The 16,632-nt window shown below is 57.9% G+C and carries 18 protein-coding genes; 5 read left to right on the forward strand and 13 right to left on the reverse strand.

Translation table 11 applies throughout. The annotated features are described in order from the left end of the window. Window positions 1-66: 66 nt before the first annotated feature. Window positions 67-336: a hypothetical protein gene (locus ACSQ87_RS15750; protein WP_223432785.1), complete on the reverse strand. Its 270-nt coding sequence runs from the start codon at window positions 334-336 to the stop codon at window positions 67-69. 342 nt (window positions 337-678) lie between these two features. Here ACSQ87_RS15750 and ACSQ87_RS15755 point away from each other — a divergent pair, with 342 nt between their 5' ends. Continuing rightward, complete coding sequence (locus tag ACSQ87_RS15755) at window positions 679-2,004, forward strand: sigma-54 dependent transcriptional regulator (RefSeq protein ID WP_223432784.1); 1,326 nt, start codon at window positions 679-681, stop codon at window positions 2,002-2,004. 67 nt (window positions 2,005-2,071) lie between these two features. Here the strand turns inward: ACSQ87_RS15755 and ACSQ87_RS15760 are convergent, their stop codons facing one another. From ACSQ87_RS15760 to ACSQ87_RS15800, 9 genes are all read right to left on the reverse strand, one after another. Continuing rightward, window positions 2,072-3,352, reverse strand: coding sequence for a hypothetical protein (locus ACSQ87_RS15760; protein ID WP_223432783.1), 1,281 nt, complete (start codon window positions 3,350-3,352; stop codon window positions 2,072-2,074). 46 nt (window positions 3,353-3,398) lie between these two features. Continuing rightward, window positions 3,399-4,139 (reverse strand): hypothetical protein, encoded by a 741-nt coding sequence (locus tag ACSQ87_RS15765; RefSeq protein ID WP_223432782.1) that lies wholly within the window; start codon window positions 4,137-4,139, stop codon window positions 3,399-3,401. Between the two features lie 34 nt (window positions 4,140-4,173). Beyond that, a complete protein-coding gene (locus ACSQ87_RS15770) occupies window positions 4,174-4,854 on the reverse strand; it encodes a C39 family peptidase (protein WP_223432781.1) in 681 nt (226 codons plus the stop codon). 62 nt (window positions 4,855-4,916) lie between these two features. Continuing rightward, entirely contained in the window at window positions 4,917-6,242 is a 1,326-nt protein-coding gene (locus ACSQ87_RS15775; protein WP_223432780.1) for a heme utilization protein, read from the reverse strand. Window positions 6,243-6,293: 51 nt separating this feature from the next. Then, window positions 6,294-6,866: an adhesin gene (locus ACSQ87_RS15780; protein WP_223432779.1), complete on the reverse strand. Its 573-nt coding sequence runs from the start codon at window positions 6,864-6,866 to the stop codon at window positions 6,294-6,296. A 1-nt stretch (window position 6,867) separates the two neighbouring features. Continuing rightward, on the reverse strand, window positions 6,868-7,305 hold the full coding sequence (locus ACSQ87_RS15785) for a hypothetical protein (protein WP_223432778.1): 438 nt from the start codon (window positions 7,303-7,305) through the stop codon (window positions 6,868-6,870). Window positions 7,306-7,637: 332 nt separating this feature from the next. Then, window positions 7,638-8,162: an AAA family ATPase gene (locus ACSQ87_RS15790; RefSeq protein WP_223432777.1), complete on the reverse strand. Its 525-nt coding sequence runs from the start codon at window positions 8,160-8,162 to the stop codon at window positions 7,638-7,640. After that, window positions 8,159-8,722, reverse strand: coding sequence for a nicotinamide riboside transporter PnuC (gene pnuC, locus ACSQ87_RS15795; protein WP_223432776.1), 564 nt, complete (start codon window positions 8,720-8,722; stop codon window positions 8,159-8,161). Before pnuC ends, ACSQ87_RS15790 begins: the two co-directional genes overlap by 4 nt. A 236-nt stretch (window positions 8,723-8,958) precedes the next feature. Beyond that, window positions 8,959-10,593 carry a methyl-accepting chemotaxis protein gene (locus ACSQ87_RS15800; protein WP_223432775.1) on the reverse strand — a complete coding sequence of 545 codons (1,635 nt, stop codon included), beginning with the start codon at window positions 10,591-10,593 and terminating at the stop codon, window positions 8,959-8,961. Between the two features lie 295 nt (window positions 10,594-10,888). Between ACSQ87_RS15800 and ACSQ87_RS15805 the strand changes: the two genes are divergently transcribed. Beyond that, window positions 10,889-11,719 carry an undecaprenyl-diphosphate phosphatase gene (locus ACSQ87_RS15805; RefSeq protein WP_223432774.1) on the forward strand — a complete coding sequence of 277 codons (831 nt, stop codon included), beginning with the start codon at window positions 10,889-10,891 and terminating at the stop codon, window positions 11,717-11,719. Next, entirely contained in the window at window positions 11,716-12,144 is a 429-nt protein-coding gene (locus ACSQ87_RS15810; protein ID WP_223432773.1) for a DUF1294 domain-containing protein, read from the forward strand. The genes ACSQ87_RS15805 and ACSQ87_RS15810 overlap by 4 nt, the downstream gene beginning before the upstream one ends. Here the strand turns inward: ACSQ87_RS15810 and ACSQ87_RS15815 are convergent. Together ACSQ87_RS15815 and ACSQ87_RS15820 are read right to left on the reverse strand one after the other, a co-directional pair. Then, the gene (locus tag ACSQ87_RS15815) at window positions 12,141-12,500 is read right to left on the reverse strand and encodes an MmcQ/YjbR family DNA-binding protein (protein WP_008149946.1); all 360 of its coding nucleotides are present in this window, start codon (window positions 12,498-12,500) and stop codon (window positions 12,141-12,143) included. The genes ACSQ87_RS15810 and ACSQ87_RS15815 overlap by 4 nt on opposite strands. Beyond that, window positions 12,497-13,405: a LysR substrate-binding domain-containing protein gene (locus ACSQ87_RS15820; RefSeq protein WP_223432772.1), complete on the reverse strand. Its 909-nt coding sequence runs from the start codon at window positions 13,403-13,405 to the stop codon at window positions 12,497-12,499. Before ACSQ87_RS15820 ends, ACSQ87_RS15815 begins: the two co-directional genes overlap by 4 nt. A gap of 129 nt (window positions 13,406-13,534) precedes the next feature. Between ACSQ87_RS15820 and ACSQ87_RS15825 the strand changes: the two genes are divergently transcribed. Continuing rightward, the gene (locus tag ACSQ87_RS15825) at window positions 13,535-14,146 is read left to right on the forward strand and encodes an FMN-dependent NADH-azoreductase (RefSeq protein ID WP_223432771.1); all 612 of its coding nucleotides are present in this window, start codon (window positions 13,535-13,537) and stop codon (window positions 14,144-14,146) included. A gap of 179 nt (window positions 14,147-14,325) precedes the next feature. Continuing rightward, window positions 14,326-15,363 carry an alpha/beta hydrolase family protein gene (locus tag ACSQ87_RS15830; protein WP_150655937.1) on the forward strand — a complete coding sequence of 346 codons (1,038 nt, stop codon included), beginning with the start codon at window positions 14,326-14,328 and terminating at the stop codon, window positions 15,361-15,363. Window positions 15,364-15,385: 22 nt separating this feature from the next. Here ACSQ87_RS15830 and ACSQ87_RS15835 read toward each other — a convergent pair whose 3' ends face one another. Then, on the reverse strand, window positions 15,386-16,573 hold the full coding sequence (locus tag ACSQ87_RS15835) for an MFS transporter (protein WP_223432770.1): 1,188 nt from the start codon (window positions 16,571-16,573) through the stop codon (window positions 15,386-15,388). Window positions 16,574-16,632: the final 59 nt, after the last annotated feature.

Consider the following 16,632-nt stretch of genomic DNA (forward strand, 5'->3'; position numbering starts at 1 on the left):
GCGCGTGCAAGTTCGAATAATAATCGGGGGAGGGCGCGGGTTACCGTTGGGTAACCCGCAAAACGCTTAGTGTGGCATCGACCACGATTGGAGTTTGTAACCCCCTTCGCTCAATTCCGCACGTGCCGCTTCAAGCAGGCATTCAAGTTGCGCTGGATCGGTATAGGCACTGCTTGGGATCTGCTTGCGGCCGATGCTGCGGGTGTTGGTGCGATCGATAACGGTAAGGCTGAGTTCGCCATTGCCGTCTTGTGGGGCCCAGGCCACGCATTGGAACGGTTGGAATGCGCGGTCGGCAATCAAAAGAGCTTCGTTGATGCGGAGCGGGGCGTTCATGGGTTTTTCTCTCTGTATGCCCAATCAAGTGATGTGCCGTCGGTTGGGCTTACCGTTCGGCTGGTTACTTGTACTGATGCCCGCAACCGGGGGGCGGGTCACATACAAGTAAAAGAAATATCAACTTTCTTTCATTGGCTCAAGGTGTGGACAGGATTTGAAAGCTGAATGAAAGGAAGGACTCGTTAGGTAACTGACTAAATTGCTTCTTATAACTAATAACGCAACCGCTCTATAGTCAAACGGTACAAGGTCGCGTCAAATTATTGCTATTGTTACAGCCAGGTCCGCCAAACGACTGTTTTTGATAATGTTTCATAAATTTGGCGCCAAGGAACAGTCATGATCGAAGTGCCTGCCTTACGACGTCTGTTAGTAGTGGACCCGTGCGACGACTGTTATCGTCTGTTGCCGGGTTTGCGCTCTGTCGGTTGGGACGTTGACAGCTGCACCCTGGAAAACGTTGCCGACAAAACCTGCGATGTCGGCCTGTTGCGTTTGCAGCCTTTTCAACTCGAACGCCCGGAAGCCGTCAAAGAGCTCATCAGCCGTAGCGGTACCGAGTGGATCGCCGTACTCAACCAGGAAGTCCTGCGATTGCAAAATGTCGGGGACTTTGTCTGCGAATGGTTCTTCGATTTCCATACCTTGCCATTCGATGTGTCCCGGGTTCAGGTGACGCTGGGCCGAGCGTTCGGGATGGCGCGCCTGCGTGGGCAGGGCACGGTTCACATTGATCAGCCTGAACACGAACTGCTTGGCGACAGCAAACCCATTCGCGAACTGCGCAAGTTGCTGAGCAAGCTGGCGCCCACCGAGTCTCCGGTATTGATCCGTGGTGAAAGCGGTACCGGTAAAGAACTGGTCGCCCGCACGCTCCATCGACAATCCCAACGTCACAGCAAACCCTTTGTCGCGATCAATTGCGGCGCAATTCCCGAACACTTGATCCAGTCCGAACTGTTTGGCCACGAGAAGGGGGCTTTTACTGGCGCCCATCAACGTAAGATCGGGCGGATCGAAGCGGCTAACGGTGGCACGTTGTTTCTCGACGAAATCGGTGATCTGCCCCTGGAGCTGCAGGCGAACCTGTTGCGTTTCCTCCAGGAAAAGCACATCGAGCGGGTGGGCGGCAGCCAGCCGATTCCCGTGGATGTGCGGGTGTTGGCCGCGACCCATGTCGACCTTGAGGCCGCGATCGAGAAGAAACGCTTTCGTGAAGATCTGTATTACCGCCTGAACGTGTTGCAGGTCGCGACCGCGCCCCTGCGTGAGCGCAATGGTGATCTGTCGATGCTGGCCAACCACTTTTCCCATTTCTACAGCCATGAAACCGGCCGCCGTCCGCGCAGCTTCAGTGAAGACGCCTTGGTTGCCATGGGTAAGCATGACTGGCCGGGCAATGTGCGCGAGCTGGCCAACCGGGTACGTCGCGGGTTGGTACTGGCCGAAGGCCGGCAGATCGAAGCGCGAGACCTGGGGCTGATCAGACCGCAGGCCGTTGCCGCGCCGATAGGCACACTGGAAGACTACAAGCACCGGGCAGAGCGCCAGGCCTTGTACGATGTACTTAACCGCCACAGCGATAATTTGAGCACCGCCGCCAAGGTGCTGGGGATATCCAGGCCTACCTTCTACCGTTTGTTGCACAAGCATCAGATACGTTAGACGCAAGATCTACTACAAAAAAAGCCCCGCTGGGATTGAAGTCGCAGCGGGGCTTTGTTGTTGTGGATTAGAAGTAGTACGGGAATTTCAGGCTGAAGGAAAAGTCTGGCGAGTCGTCGGTCAGGCCGATGGCCAGGTTGGGAACGATCGTCAGGTTATCGGTTGCTGCCAGGGTCATGCCGATGTTGAAGTTAGCCGAGTTGTAATCGCTGTTCGTAATCGATTGCCAATCGCCACCGTCCGGCTTGATCTTGCTCTTGCGGGCGAACTGATCGGTGAACGAGAACGACATACTCATCTTCTCGTTCAAGGCGAATGCAATGCCGGCGCCGACCTGCCAGGAGTTGCCCAGTTTCACGTCCCCGGGCACCTTGGAGTTGACCTGAGGGCTGATGTCGCTGAAAGAGTCTTCCATGTTGTAGGTGTAGGCCAGGCTGCCGAATAGCACGGCCGGATCGAAGGTCTTGACCAGCGAGATACCCGGGGTGATCGACCAGACACCATTGCCGGTAGGCAAGTCTTCGGGTACCGCGAGGTTATCGTTGTTCGGCTCTTGGACCAGCTTGATGCCGTATGGATCCTTACCGGTAGGCGCCTTGACGCGCAGTGTAACGACCGCATCGGGCAGGTTGACCGACTCATCCAGAAACTTGTAAGCAACGCCAACGTTCACATCGCCGATGGTCGGGTCGCGGGTAACGGTGGCGTCCGACGTCACCGGGCCTGCGCCACCGGCGCCACCGGAGGAGTACGTTGATTCGCGATAAACCACGGGGACGTTAATGTCGAACTGCCAGCGTTGTCCCGTGTTGTAGCGGGCGGTCAGGTCCAGGGTCCAGTTATCCGACTTGATGCGGTCAATGTCGATGTTGCCGAGAAAAATCGAGTCCAGTGCCAGAAAGCCATTGAGCGTCAGCGCACGGGTATCGTAGTGCGTGTAGGTCACGCCAGTTTCGAAACTGAACTTGCCACCACCGAAGAAGCCGCTGGCTTCGTCATACAGGTTGGAAACGCTTTGCGCAGGCTCCGAATCATCCTTGAGCGATTGGCCGTATGAGCTGCCTGTGGTTCCCGGCGCACCGGCGGCCACCGTCTGGCCACCCCTGGTCGTTTCGGCAGGGGATTTGGTCAGGCGTTTGGGAGCCGGTGTCGCAGGTGCTTCTTCGACTTGGCGAACGCGTTGCTCGAGTACCATCAGCGCGTTCTGTTGTGCTTCGTAACGTTGTTTCAACTCCATGAGTTCTTGTTTTAGCATCTCGACCTGGGGGTCCGGTGCTGCGTATAGCAGTGTCGCCGGGGCCAGGCTACTCAAACAAACGATGGCTCTGAACGTCAACGATCGGTGCATGGGTTAGCCGTCCCTACTGACTTCATCTGATGAGACTGAGCGTAGATCAGAATCCTTGAGTGCGAAGACCTTTGAGCTGGTCTAGGTTGCCGTTCAGCGACCCGCCTGTCGCCACGTTGTCACGCAGCACGACATGGAGGGACGTGAGGTTGCTGACCTGGTTACCACCGCCGAGCAACGTCGTGTTCTGCATCAGTCCACCCTGGCCCAGGCGTTGTACGGTACTGCCCTGATTGTTGTTGGCCACGATGTTGAGTTGCACACCCGTACCGGCCGAGGAAATGCTCAGTGAGCCCGCGCCATTGGCGCCGACCAACGTCGAGCCTGCGGCCAGTGCCTGGCCCTGCTGTTGTGTTGTTGGCGCTTGGTTAGCCTTCGTGACGGTGATATCAACGTTGTTGTAGGCAGTGTTATGGTCGCCGGCAGCACGCACGACCTGAGTGACGCCTTCGGTGCTGTTGAGGCCGCTGCCGCCAGTGACGATGCCGGTGCCTTGCGAACTCGCTGAGCCATTACCTTTTTCGTTGATTATCGACACATAGAACTGTGGCGTGATGGTCGATTGTTGAATTTGCATCGAGGAAGTTGCCCCGATCACTTCACCGTTGGCATTTTGCCAGGTGGTGGTCATGACAATGCCGAAACTGATGATCCGTCCCGGCATGACATAGCGGCCTCGCAGGCTCGCCAATTCCTGATCGTTCAGTTCAATGGGTTTGAATACCTGCGCCTGGGTCGGCAGGCTGGCGGCCAGGCAAACCATCGCCAGCCAGATTGGAGTCTTCATTGGAATGCTCCCGGAGCGTCGTGCTCCCTTGTTATTAGAAGAAGTCGCTTTGGATGAATCCGAAATCCATCAACTCTGTGTCTTGCACCGGGCTGAAGGTGTTGATGCGGTTCTTGGCGGTCAGTGGCAGGGGTGGGTCGAGCAACGCATTGGCTTTGTCGTAGCCCTGGCCGATGACGGCAAAGATGATGCCGTTCCAGCCTTTTACAAAGTCTTCTACTTTGTAACGTTTATGACCGAGTACCGGATCGCCGATATAGACCCAGCCCTGATGGACTCTTTGCATGACCACAAAATGTTTGTAGCCACGGATATCCATGAGTACCACAACCGGAATTCTGATCTCGCTCAACGTTTCCGTCGCTACCCGGTAACCACGGGCCCGCATGCCGAGACTTTCCACGTAGCGCTTCATGTCGAGCATGGAAAAGCCCTGGACGCGGACAAGATCCTGATCGGAGTGTGCCAGCATGCCTTCGATGATTTGTTCTTCATTCACGTCCAGCCAATAGGCCTGGCGCAATATCGTCGCCAGCGCAGCTGCGCCACAACTGAAGTCGGTTTTCTGTTGGACCAGGTCGGCAAACTTGCGCTCGCGTATGCTTTGGATCGGCTTGAACACCACCGCGCCGCCCGGCAGGACGGAAAGTGGTAGTTGCGCAGCCTCGATCACACTGGCTACGCAAAGCAAAAATGCCAAGGCGATAATGCGCATAGTGGGACGCCTTCTGGTTGTGTTGAAAAAGGCCCCCATAAGGGGGCCTCCAGAGACAACAATTAGAACGACTGGTTGGAGATAGCCAGCGAGTTGCTTTGTTGGTTACCCACACCGGCAGCCACGTTGACGCCCAGGTTGCCACTGCCGCCATTCACCGAACCACTCAGGGTTGCAGTGTTGGTCACAGGGTTGGCCCAGCCAGTTGGAGTCAGCACTTGATAGGAGTAGGTGTTACTCAAATCATATGAGCTGCTTTCACTGTAGCTTTTCGCTTTTGCGTACTCAGATTCGGACGACTTGCTGCCCGATTTTTCGTACGAGGAGGCGGACGATTTTTCCCACGATTTATCGAAGGATTTTTCGAACGAGGAGTCGGTGGAATGTGATTTCGATTTATCGATCGATACATCGAGCGATGCGTCAAGCGATGCGTCAAGCGATGCTTCGACACTCACACTGCGGCTTTGCTCGCGACGACCGTTATCCCAAGTAACAGTCTTGGACGCATCAAAATCAGCGTTCACATCAGCGTTCACATCAACGTTCAAGTCAAAACTGCTGCTAGAGCTCCTATCCGTACTCCTGGAGCCGCTCACATCTACGCTTTTGGAACCGCTGGCCTCAGAGCTCCTGGATCCGGCCGCGGCCCAGCTCGAAGAAGCGCTTTGACTGCCGCTAGCCTCGAATGACTTCTCTTTAGAGAAACTACCGCTGGCCGTTTTGGTAAACGTCAGCGTATCTATGGTGTACGTCCGATCAGCGTTGTTATTCACTGTCAGGCCAGGACCGCTTTGATTGGCAGAGGCGCTGGCTGATGCGTTACCCAGCGGGGCATTGGAGTTGGCAATTGCCATAGTGTTTTTCTGTTGGTTGAGGTCGCCGCCAGCAATGTTGATCCCCATATTGCCGCTGCTGCCATCGCCAGATCCGCTCATCACGGCAGAGTTTTGGGTGCCGTAGTTGTAGACCTTGTTGTTGTTGCTGTATTGCGTGACTCGAGCGGTGGCTTCGGAATTGCCGAACACGAAGCTGTTATCGAGGCTGGAGGTGGAACCAGCGTTTGCGATGGCGGCCGCGTTGTCTTGTTGGTTGCCGGCGCCTGCTGCCACGTTGATGCCGACGTTGCCGCTCGCGCCTGAGCCAGAGCTGCTCATCTCGGCGGAGTTCTCAGTCCCTTCGTTGAGGATGCGGTTGCCGGTACTGGACTGCCTGTCGTTCGCATTGGCGGTCGCGTCGGTATGGATCCATGTTGGAGGAGGAGTGTGGTGATTGTTGTGATGACCATTATGGTGACCACGCCGATCGTTCTGTCCAGCTTGTGCAGCAACAGCCAAGACCGCAGCGATTGCAAAAACCAGAGGTTTTATTGCCATCGAAGGTTTCATGGTGGTTCTCCGTACTTATTTTAGGTTAAGTGTTGTACCTACCTGTTTGGGTCAATCCGTGACCCGTACGCTCAGGGTGTTGGCCGTTCGGTTTCCCACCCCGGCGCTCTGATTCAACTGGATCACCCCACGGCTACCGGTGAAGGCCTGATCGCTGGTAGCGACCTGGCGATAGCCTGGTGCAGAGTCAGTTGGATCGGAGTTGGTGATCAGCGCCACGTTCTGTTGCCTGAGGACGCTGTCGTCGATACTTTGCGGCTGTGTGCTGATGCTTATCCGCAGGGCATTAGCTTGCTGGTTGCTGGCGCCCGCGCTCTGGTTGACGCCCAGTACGCCGTTGCCGTGGCTGAAAGAATCGCCTTGAATGCTGGATCGAGCATCGATACTGGGGTCGACCACCGTCCGCAGCCGTTGGCGAATCTGTGTGGTCGCGCTGGCTCCATGGCCAACGGCGATGGCCCGGGCGTTAGCCTGTTGCTGTAGATCGCCGGCAGCCTGGTTGACGGCGAGGTTGCCCTGGTACTGCATGCCCGAACCGTCGATTTCGGCGTTATTGATGACGGGAGGTTGGGCAAAGGTCGATGCACTGCAAAACATGGCGATAATCAGCAGCGTACGATTCATCTTAACGGTCTCCCGTCATGACTTTCATAGCACCCAGGCCTTGCTGGACGCTTGAATTGACCATGTTGGCAATACCGTTGCCGGCATTTCCCGAACGTCCAGCGGGGAGGTTGGAAAGCTGGCTCTGGTTGCTGATATTGCCGCCCAGGTTGCTGGAACCTTGAGCGACCAGGCGTGTGATGCCTGCACCACTGGCGACACCGGCAAAGTCTCCGTCGCTCAACTCGTTCGTTTGACTGTGGATAGTTTTGGACGGGTTGGCATTGGCGGTCGTGGGGCTGGGGTCGGGCATCACCGGCGCACGCGTTGCCATGCGCGGTTGGACATCGCGTTTGATAATGATGATGCCGTTGTCAGCGTGTACAGGCAGGCAGACACTTGAGCCCAGTGCGCATCCGATCAGCAGGAGGCTATAGATGTTGTTTTCAAGTTTCCCCACGGCGGCAATTCCTTCTGTAAGTGGAACGCTGGCCCTTATCAGCGTTGCGAGGTAGAGAGCAGAAGGTGTGCCGGTTTTTTTTTATCTTTTAAAAACAGTTGGTTGGCTTTAATTGTCGAGGTGGTCAAAAAATTTAGTAACGCCATTGAGACAGAGCCACGCAAAAACGCCGTCCAAGCTGGCGGTTTTGCTCGCTAAGGGCGCTGAAGGCGGGTTGTATCAGTGGTTTAACATTTTCTTGCTGGAGTGCTCGAGTCGCTCTAGCTCGCTGGTTTTAGCAAGGATGGGTGTTTCAGGAATGGACATTGGCGGCAGGGCGGGGAGTCCGCTGGTCAGGCCTTGAGCAAGCGCGTCACAGCCTCGAATGCTGCGTCCTTGCGCTGTTGCCAATCACCTTGCAGTACCTGGCAAGGCTGGCGGTGCAGGTCAAGCCATTGGCGGCTGGCCTGGAAAAACGCCTGGCGTTCTGCCAGTTGCGGTTGGCAACGCTGCCCGTCGTCATGCCAGGTCACGGTTTCAGGGCTCAGCAGCAAATGCAGGTCGTAGTGCCGTGCCAGCAATGCTTGTTCGATCCACGTCGGGCAAGCGCCAAACAAAGTCTGGCTCCAAAGGATATTGCTTAATAGGTGTGTATCGAGAATCAACAGGGATGGTTGTCTGGCGCGTGCTTCATCTTCCCATCTCAGCTGGCCATGTGCTATGCGTGCAATGTCATCGTAGCAGGTTTCCCGGGCTTCGCTTTCGATGAAGCGCCGAACGTACTCGCCGACCAATATGCCGCCAAAATTGGCGTGAATCTCACTCGAAAGCCAGCTTTTGCCACTGGACTCGGGGCCTGTGAGTACCAGAACTTTCATGTGCGCAACGCCGGATCGGCCCGCCATTCCCGCCAGCCTTGCACGGCAATCAGGGCGAACAGCGCGTAGAGCCCGGCGGTCAGGTACAGGTCTTTGTAGATAAACAGCCCGACGAAGATCACATCCAAGGTGAACCACAGCGGCCAGCATTGAATGCGTTTTTGCGCCATCCATAACTGCGCCACCAGGCTGAAGCCAGTCAGTGCCGCATCGAGCCAGGGTTGTGCGGCATCGGTCCAGTTCGCCATTGCAGCGCCCAGCAACAGACTGCCGATCGCGCCAATGAGCAGACTCAAAGCGACCGATTTACCGTCGAGCAGGCTGACCTGCCGACCATGGTGCGCGCCCCTCGCATGCGTCCACTGCCACCAGCCATAGAGCTGCAATGCGGCGTAGATCACCTGCAGGAGCATGTCCGAGTAGAGCTTCACCTCAAAAAAGATCCAGCTATAAAGCAGCACCATGACCAGGCCGATCGGCCAGCACCAGGGGTTCTGTTTGACCGTCAACCAGACGGCAATGACACCGAGGGCAGCGGCAAACAGTTCAAGCCCGGACATGGAGGTTCCTTGGGGGAAGTCGAAGAGGAGCGGATTGTAACGGCAGGCGCTGCCAAGTAGAACCGGCGTGCGCCGCCCTGTGTAGCAGCTGTCGAGCTCGCGAGGCTGCGTTCGGCTGCGTAGCAGTCGTGAAATCAGACACCGCAGTGTGTCAGAAAAAACTTGCAGGCAGGATTGACGACTGCTCCGCAGCCGAAGGCAGCCTCGCAAGCCCGGCAGCTGCTACAGGGCTGTCGTTACACCCGGAACTGCTTGAGCAGCCCGTTCAACTGCTCACTCAATTCCTTCAGATGAACGCTGGCCACGCTCGACTGTTCAGCCGCCAGCGCCGTGCTGTGAGACAAACCGGCCGCCTGGGTAACGTTCTGGTTGATGTCCTCGACCACATGCGCCTGTTGCAAGGTTGCGCTGGCGATGGAAGCGTTCAACCCGTTGAGGTTGCGCAGCGCCTGGGCAATGGCATTCAGGCTTGCACCGGCCAGGCCGGCCTGCTCGATGGTCAACTGCGATGCGCGGCTGCTGTCGCCGATCACTTTGACCGCCGCTTCGGAGTGGCTTTGCAGGCGTTCGATCATCGACTGGATCTCGGCCGTGGACTTCTGGGTACGCTGGGCCAGCAGTCGCACTTCATCGGCCACCACCGCAAAACCGCGACCTTGCTCGCCGGCCCGGGCGGCTTCGATGGCCGCATTGAGGGCCAGCAGGTTGGTTTGCTCGGCGATGGAGCGGATCACTTCGAGGACGCTGCCGATCTGCGTGCTTTCGGCGGCCAGGGTACGAATCACCTCCACCGCCTGGTCGATGGTGGACGACAGCTTGTCGATCTGTTGCAGGCTGCCATCGATATTGACCTGACCTTGCTGCGCCTGAGACTCGGCATCGCGCATTTCGCTGGCGGCGTGCTCGGCGTTTTTCGCGACGTCGTGTACGCCATACGTCACTTCATTGATTGCTGTGGCCACCAGTTCCATTTGCTGGGACTGTTGCTGACTGCGTTGCTGGGCCTGGGCGGCGTCGTTGCCCAGTTCGCTGGAAGACTGGCCCAGGGCACTGGCAGACACTTGCAGTTCCCTGATCACCAGTCGCAGCTTGGCGGTGAAGGCGTTGAAGTGACGTGCCAATTGCGTGACTTCATCCTGGCCATGGGTGTCGAGGCTGTGGGTCAGGTCGCTCTCGCCGCTGGCGATGTTGGCCATGGCGTTCACGGTTTCCTGCAGTGGACGCACGATGCTGCGGGCAATCAGGATGACCAGCAGCGCCATGATCAGGGCAATCACCAGCCCCACGAACGAAGCCTTCCAGACCTGGCCATAGAACTCGGCCTGCATGTCATCGATATACACGCCCGAACCGATCACCCAACCCCAGGGTTCGAAGAGTTTGATGTAGGAAGTTTTTTCTACCGGAGCGCTGGCGCCCGGTTTCGGCCAGCGATAGTCGACGGTGCCGGCACCCTTGGTCTTGGCGACGGCGACCATTTCGTTAAACAGGGCAAAACCGTCCGGGTCGCGGATCGCCGAGAGGTTCTGGCCATCGAGTTTCGGGTTGGCCGGGTGCATGATCATCACCGGCGTCAGATCATTGATCCAGAAGTAGTCGTTCTGGTCATAGCGCAGACCGCGAACGGCGCTCAGAGCTTGCTTCTGTGCAGCATCGCGGGTGAGTGTGCCGGCGGTTTCGAGGTCGTGGTAATAGGTCAGAATGCCACTGGCGGTTTGCACCACATGCTGGGTTTTCTGAGCCTTGGCGTGGTACAGGTCATCGTGAATCTGCTTGAGCATCAAGACGCCCAACGTCATTAGCATCAGGACGGCCACGATCAAGATGAGCCACAAACGTCGGCTGATCGACATACTGCGCAAGCTGTTCATAACGCTGTCACTCCGGTTTCTTTTTCTTGTAATAAATGATCGCCAGCATCCAACCACACTTTGCCAATCGGTCATATCCGACCCAAGTCCAATAACGCGGCAGCGTTAATCAGACTTGTCTGATAGGATTTCGGCCCCGCACGGAAAAACCTGAATCCAAGTTGATTTTTCACGGAATTTTTATGGTTTCGGCTGGATTCTATGCGCGCGGTGCAGCAGCGACGCTGACCGCAGTCAACGTTCTGAAAAAAATATTTACGGGGCATGCCGTAGCGCATCGCTTCTTGGGGGATTGATGGATCTTTGGACTGCCTTTTCGGCATTGATTCTTGGGGTTGTAGAAGGGCTGACGGAGTTTTTGCCGATTTCCAGTACCGGGCACCAGATCATTGTGGCTGACCTGCTCGACTTCGGTGGCGAGCGGGCCATGGCCTTCAACATCATTATTCAGTTGGGGGCGATTCTGGCGGTGGTGTGGGAGTTTCGCCGCAAGATATTCGATGTGGTTATCGGTTTGCCGACGCAGCCGAACGCTCGACGCTTTACCGCGAACCTGCTGATCGCCTTTCTGCCGGCTGTGGTATTGGGGGTGATTTTCGCTGATCTGATCCACGAGTATCTGTTCAACCCGATCACCGTGGCCACGGCGTTGGTCGTGGGCGGTATCGTCATGCTGTGGGCTGAGCAGCGTCAGCATGAAGTGCATGCCCAAACCGTTGACGAAATCACCTGGAAAGACGCGCTGAAAGTTGGCTTTGCCCAGTGCCTGGCAATGATTCCCGGGACCTCGCGCTCCGGCTCGACGATCATTGGCGGTTTGCTGTTCGGCTTGTCGCGCAAGACCGCCACCGAGTTTTCTTTCTTTCTGGCGATGCCGACCATGGTCGGCGCGGCGGTGTACTCGGGCTACAAGTATCGCGACCTGTTCGTGCCGTCTGATTTTCCGGTGTTCGCGATCGGTTTCGTCACGGCGTTCATCTTCGCGATGATTGCCGTCAGAGCCTTGCTCAAGTTCATCGCCAGCCACAGCTACGCAGCGTTCGCCTGGTATCGCATCGCATTCGGCCTGGTCATCCTGGCCACCTGGCAGTTTGGCTGGGTCGACTGGACCGCGGTCAAGCCATGAATGACGCCAGCGCGCGCAACAAACCCGGACGCAAGCCCGCAGGAGAGCTTCGCAATCTCCAGCTGAAACTGTTGGTGTTTGCGGTCCTGTGCGCGCTGCCGCTGTACGGCTCGATGTCGTTGTGGTTGCGTGGGGTTTCCGTGATTCCCTTGGCGGCGTACGGAGTGGTCAGCCTGCTGGCGTTCTTGCTGTACTGGAGCGACAAGCGCAAGGCGCGCGCCGACCATTGGCGCACACCTGAGAACGTGTTGCATGCGGTGGAGCTCGCCGGTGGCTGGCCGGGCGCCTTGCTGGCGCAGCAGCTGTTTCGGCACAAGACGCGCAAGCTCTCGTTTCAGCTGGTGTTCTGGATCATCGTGCTGATGCATCAGGTGTTCTGGATCGATCAGCTGTTTCTCGGCGCCCATCTGTTCGCGCTGCTTTAAAGCAGCAGTCCGACCTGGGTGCGCTTGGGCAACTTGCTCACCACCAATTGATGGGAACGCTGCAACAAGCCTTGCAGCTCTTCAGGGCCCAACGGGTAGGGCGTTTCCATGATGATCCACTGAGCCCGCGCCAGATACGGCGCCGGGCGGATTCCCGGGCGGTCGCAATGACCGAGAAACAAGTCCTTGTCGACCTTGAAGGCCAAGGATTCGCCCCGCAGATTCTGCAAGGCAAACATCTTGTTCCCCGCAATCGAAAACACCCGTACGCCACCCCACTTGTAGTCTTCCCGCGCACCCGGCAGCGCGAGACAGAATTGCGCGACATCCTCTTCGCTCATACGTCCAGCCTTCATATCAGTCGGTCCCCACAGGCATTGAATGATTCGATCAAATGGTCGAGCCAGGCGCGTACGGCCGGCATCACCCCGCGCCGATGAGGGTAGACCGCTTGCAGCCAGCCGCCAGGCAGCGACCAATCAGGCAGCAACTGCACCAGCGAGCCGTTTTCCAGTTCCTGCTCGCAATACATCATCGGCAGCATGGTAAAACCCTGGCCGGCGAGGGTGCAGGCCTTGCGCACGATAAAGTCATCGATGCCCAATCGCGCTTCGAGAGTGAAATCGCAGCTTTTGCCCTGTTGGTCGAGCAGGCGGATATGCACCATGCGGTCGGCCTCCAGGGCGCCGAGCACGGGCAGGTTTTTCAGGTCTTCGGGGTGGTTGATTTCACGCCCGTGCAAAAAACCGGGGCTGGCGACCATCGCCATCTGCGCCTGACGCAAACGTCGGGTGACCAGCAGCGGATCCTCATCGCCCAACTCACGTACTCGCAGCGCCACGTCGACGCCCTCGGTCACTAGGTCGACGCGGCGGTTGAGCAACATGACCTCCAGTTGAACCTGAGGATACTTCTCAAGGAAATCGCTGATTACTGGCGGCAGAATTTCGTGGGCCAATCCGACGGGGCAGGACACTCGTAAACGCCCGCGAGGTTCGCTGGACATGCTGGCGACGGCTTCATCGGCCATTTCAGCTTCCAGCAGCATCGCCTGACAGTGCCGCAGGTAACGTTCGCCCACGGCGGTCAGCTTGAGTTGTCGGGTGGTGCGTTGCAGCAGGCGCGCGCCAAGGCGCTCTTCCAGCTCGGCGATGCGCCGCGACAATCGCGACTTGGGAATTCCGAGCAAACGCCCGGCTGCCGCGAAGCCACCGGCTTCAACCACCTTGGCGAAGTAGTAGAGATCATTGAGGTCTTGCATGGTGGGAGCTCTATTGTTCTATCAGTGGGACGAACTATCGCATTGTCGCAGTCTAATCAGCTATTGGTTTCGTCTGTAGGATTCTCCCCATCAGATCGCCTCGTAGCGATCCTCACCTGGAGATCCCACATGAAACTGCTGCATATCGATTCGAGCATTCTTGGTGACAACTCGGCTTCCCGTCAGCTGAGCAGCGAAGTCGTTAAAGCCTGGCAAATCGCCGAGCCGACTGCCGTGGTGACCTATCGCGACCTGGCCGCCGATGCCATCAGCCATTTCTCCGCCACGACCCTGGTTGCCGCCGGTACCACCGCTGAACTGCGCAACGCCGCCCAACAGCACGAAGCCGAGCTGAGCGCCACCACCCTGGCCGAATTCCTCGCCGCCGATGCCGTGGTGATTGCAGCTCCGATGTACAACTTCACCATCCCGACCCAACTCAAGGCCTGGATCGACCGCATCGCCGTTGCCGGTCAGACCTTCCGTTACACCGAAGCCGGCCCTGAAGGCCTGTGCGGTGGCAAGAAAGTCGTGATCGTATCGACTTCCGGCGGTCTGCATGCGGGCCAGGCGACTGGTGTTGCTCACGAAGAGTACTTGAAGGTGCTGTTCGGCTTCATCGGTATCACTGACCTCGAGTTCGTCCGTGCCCATGGCCTGGCCTACGGTGACGAAGTCCGCACCAAAGCCATGAGCGACGCTCACACGCAAATCAGCGAGCAGTTGTTCGCCGCTGCGTAAGGCTTCTGTAAAGAAAATCAAACAGCTCGAGCAATACCCAAAAAACTCTGTATTCTGACCACGCAAGTGCCAGATGCGGAGTTTTTTGTTTCTGGCTGTTTCGGAATTTCATTAAATAGTGGCCCGAGTTATGCAGTCGAGGATTAACGTCCCCGGTCAGTAGCCAGGTGGAGCCTCCCATGGTGCGTCTTTGTGCAACCTTGCTGATTTGCCTGCTCAGCAGCCTGAACTCAGTGCACGCCGCGCCTGCGCCGCATCCTCACTGGAGCGTCGGTTTCCATGAGATGAGCTTTCTCGACCCTCTGGACTTGCAGCCGATGCGCGCCATCGCTTTCTACCCCTCCAGCGACAAGGAACACTCCAGCATCCTCGAGGGCTACACGGTCGAAGCGGGCGAAGATACCCGAGTCGCCATCGGCCGTTTCCCGATGCTGATGCTGTCCCACGGCAACACCGGAACCCCGCTGGCCTTAAACGACCTCGCCACATCGCTGGCACGCAAAGGGTTTGTGGTGGTGGCGGTGATCCATCCCGGTGACAACTCCAAAGACCACAGCCGCCTCGGTACGTTGAGTAACCTTTACGGTCGGCCCATCCAGATTTCCGAAGCCATTACCGCGACGCTGGGCGATCGAATGCTCGCGCCCTTCGTCAATGCCGATCAGGTGGGTGTGATCGGTTATTCGGCGGGCGGGGAGACGGCGCTGATTCTGTCCGGCGCTACACCAGACCTGGACCGTCTGCGCCGCTATTGTCAGGAGCGCCCGGACGACCGCGATGCCTGCAACACCCAAGGCGAATTGATTGCTGACCGTGATGACTTGCAACCGGTGGCCGACCCTCGGGTTCGCGCCTTGTTGCTCATGGCGCCGCTGAGCCTGAAGTTTGGTCGCCATACCCTGGCCGACGTGCATGTGCCTGTCCTGCTCTACAGCGGCGACGGCGACAAACTGGTGGCGTTCGACAAGAATGCCGCGGCGCTTGCGCGCAAACTGCCGATCGCACCGGACTTCAAGTTGCTGGCCGGGGCAGGGCACTTTGTGTTCCTGGCGCCGTGCAATGAAGAGCAGATCATCGCCATGCCGGCGCTGTGTACCGATGCCGATGGCGTAGACCGCAAAGACATCCATCGCACCATGGTGTCCGAAGCGGGGCGTTTCTTCTCTCACGCGCTTGGCAAACCGACCCGGGCCGGAATGCAGACGGCGGATCAGTGAAATTCACACCATTCGCGGCCGATCAGGCCATGGCGCGGCGTTTCAGTAACAGGGTCAAACCGAGTCCTGCCACCGACAACAACGCCGCGCTGAAGAAAATCCATGTGTACCCGAGGTTCAACGCCACGGCGCCCATCAACGGCCCGGCAATCGCCAGCGCCAGATCGAAAAACACCGCGTAAGCACTCAGTCCCGCCCCGCGACTGGAGTTGGGCACTTGCTTGATCGCTTCGACCCCCAGCGCCGGATATACCAGCGACAGACCGAACCCGGTCAGGCCTGCGCCGATCAGCGCATAACCGGTCGAAGGCGCGAACCACAGCAACACCAGGCCCACCGTTTCAATGCTCATACAGGCAATGGCCGAGGTGAATCCACCGAAACGGCTAATGCTGGAGATGAACAACAGTCGCGCCAGAATGAAACAAACGCCGAACACCGTCAGGCAATAAGCCGCGCCGGCCCAGCCACGGCTGACGTAATAAAGGGTAATAAAAGTGGTCAGCGTGCCATAACCGATGGAGGCGAGGCTCAGGCTCGCACCGAACGGCGCAATGCGCCCGAACACCGCCCAGAACGGCAGGCGTTCGCCGCGAATCACCGGCACCGAGGGTTTGTTGCGGATCAGCAACAACGCCGCCAGCGCCAGCACCGACAGCGCGATCCCAAGACTGGCGAACCCCAGTTCGCCGACCATCACTACCCCCAGCGGCGCGCCAATGGCGATGGCACCGTAGGAGGCGATGCCGTTCCAGGAGATCGATCGCGCGGTATGTTCAGCGCCCACCTGACCCATGCACCAACTGATGGTCCCGACCCCGATCAAGCCTTGGGCGATCCCCAGCAACAAACGGCCAGCGATCAGAATCAACAGACTCAGCAACGGAAGACTTTGCAGCAGCGTTGAAATCAACGTCAGCACGCCGCTCAACACAATCCCCGATAACCCGTAAACAATCGCCCGTTTCGTGCCGATGCTGTCCGACAGGCGCCCGGCCATCGGGCGGCTGAGCAGGGTGGCCAGGTACTGCGAGCCGATGGTCAGCCCCGCGATGATCGCGCTGAAACCCAGCTGCTCATGGACATACCCCGGCAACACCGCAATCGGCAGGCCGATGCAGAGGAAGGCAATAAAGGTATAAAAGACAATGGAGACGATCTGCAGGGTGATCGCCATGGAGCTTTGCGGGGGTAGTTGCTGCACAGACATGAGGGCTCGTTCGCGGGCGGCGGTAGGAGACCTGCATCATGGCGCGGGCTGCAAATAAA

The organism is Pseudomonas sp. LjRoot277 (genome assembly GCF_964253845.1).
GTDB lineage: Bacteria > Pseudomonadota > Gammaproteobacteria > Pseudomonadales > Pseudomonadaceae > Aquipseudomonas.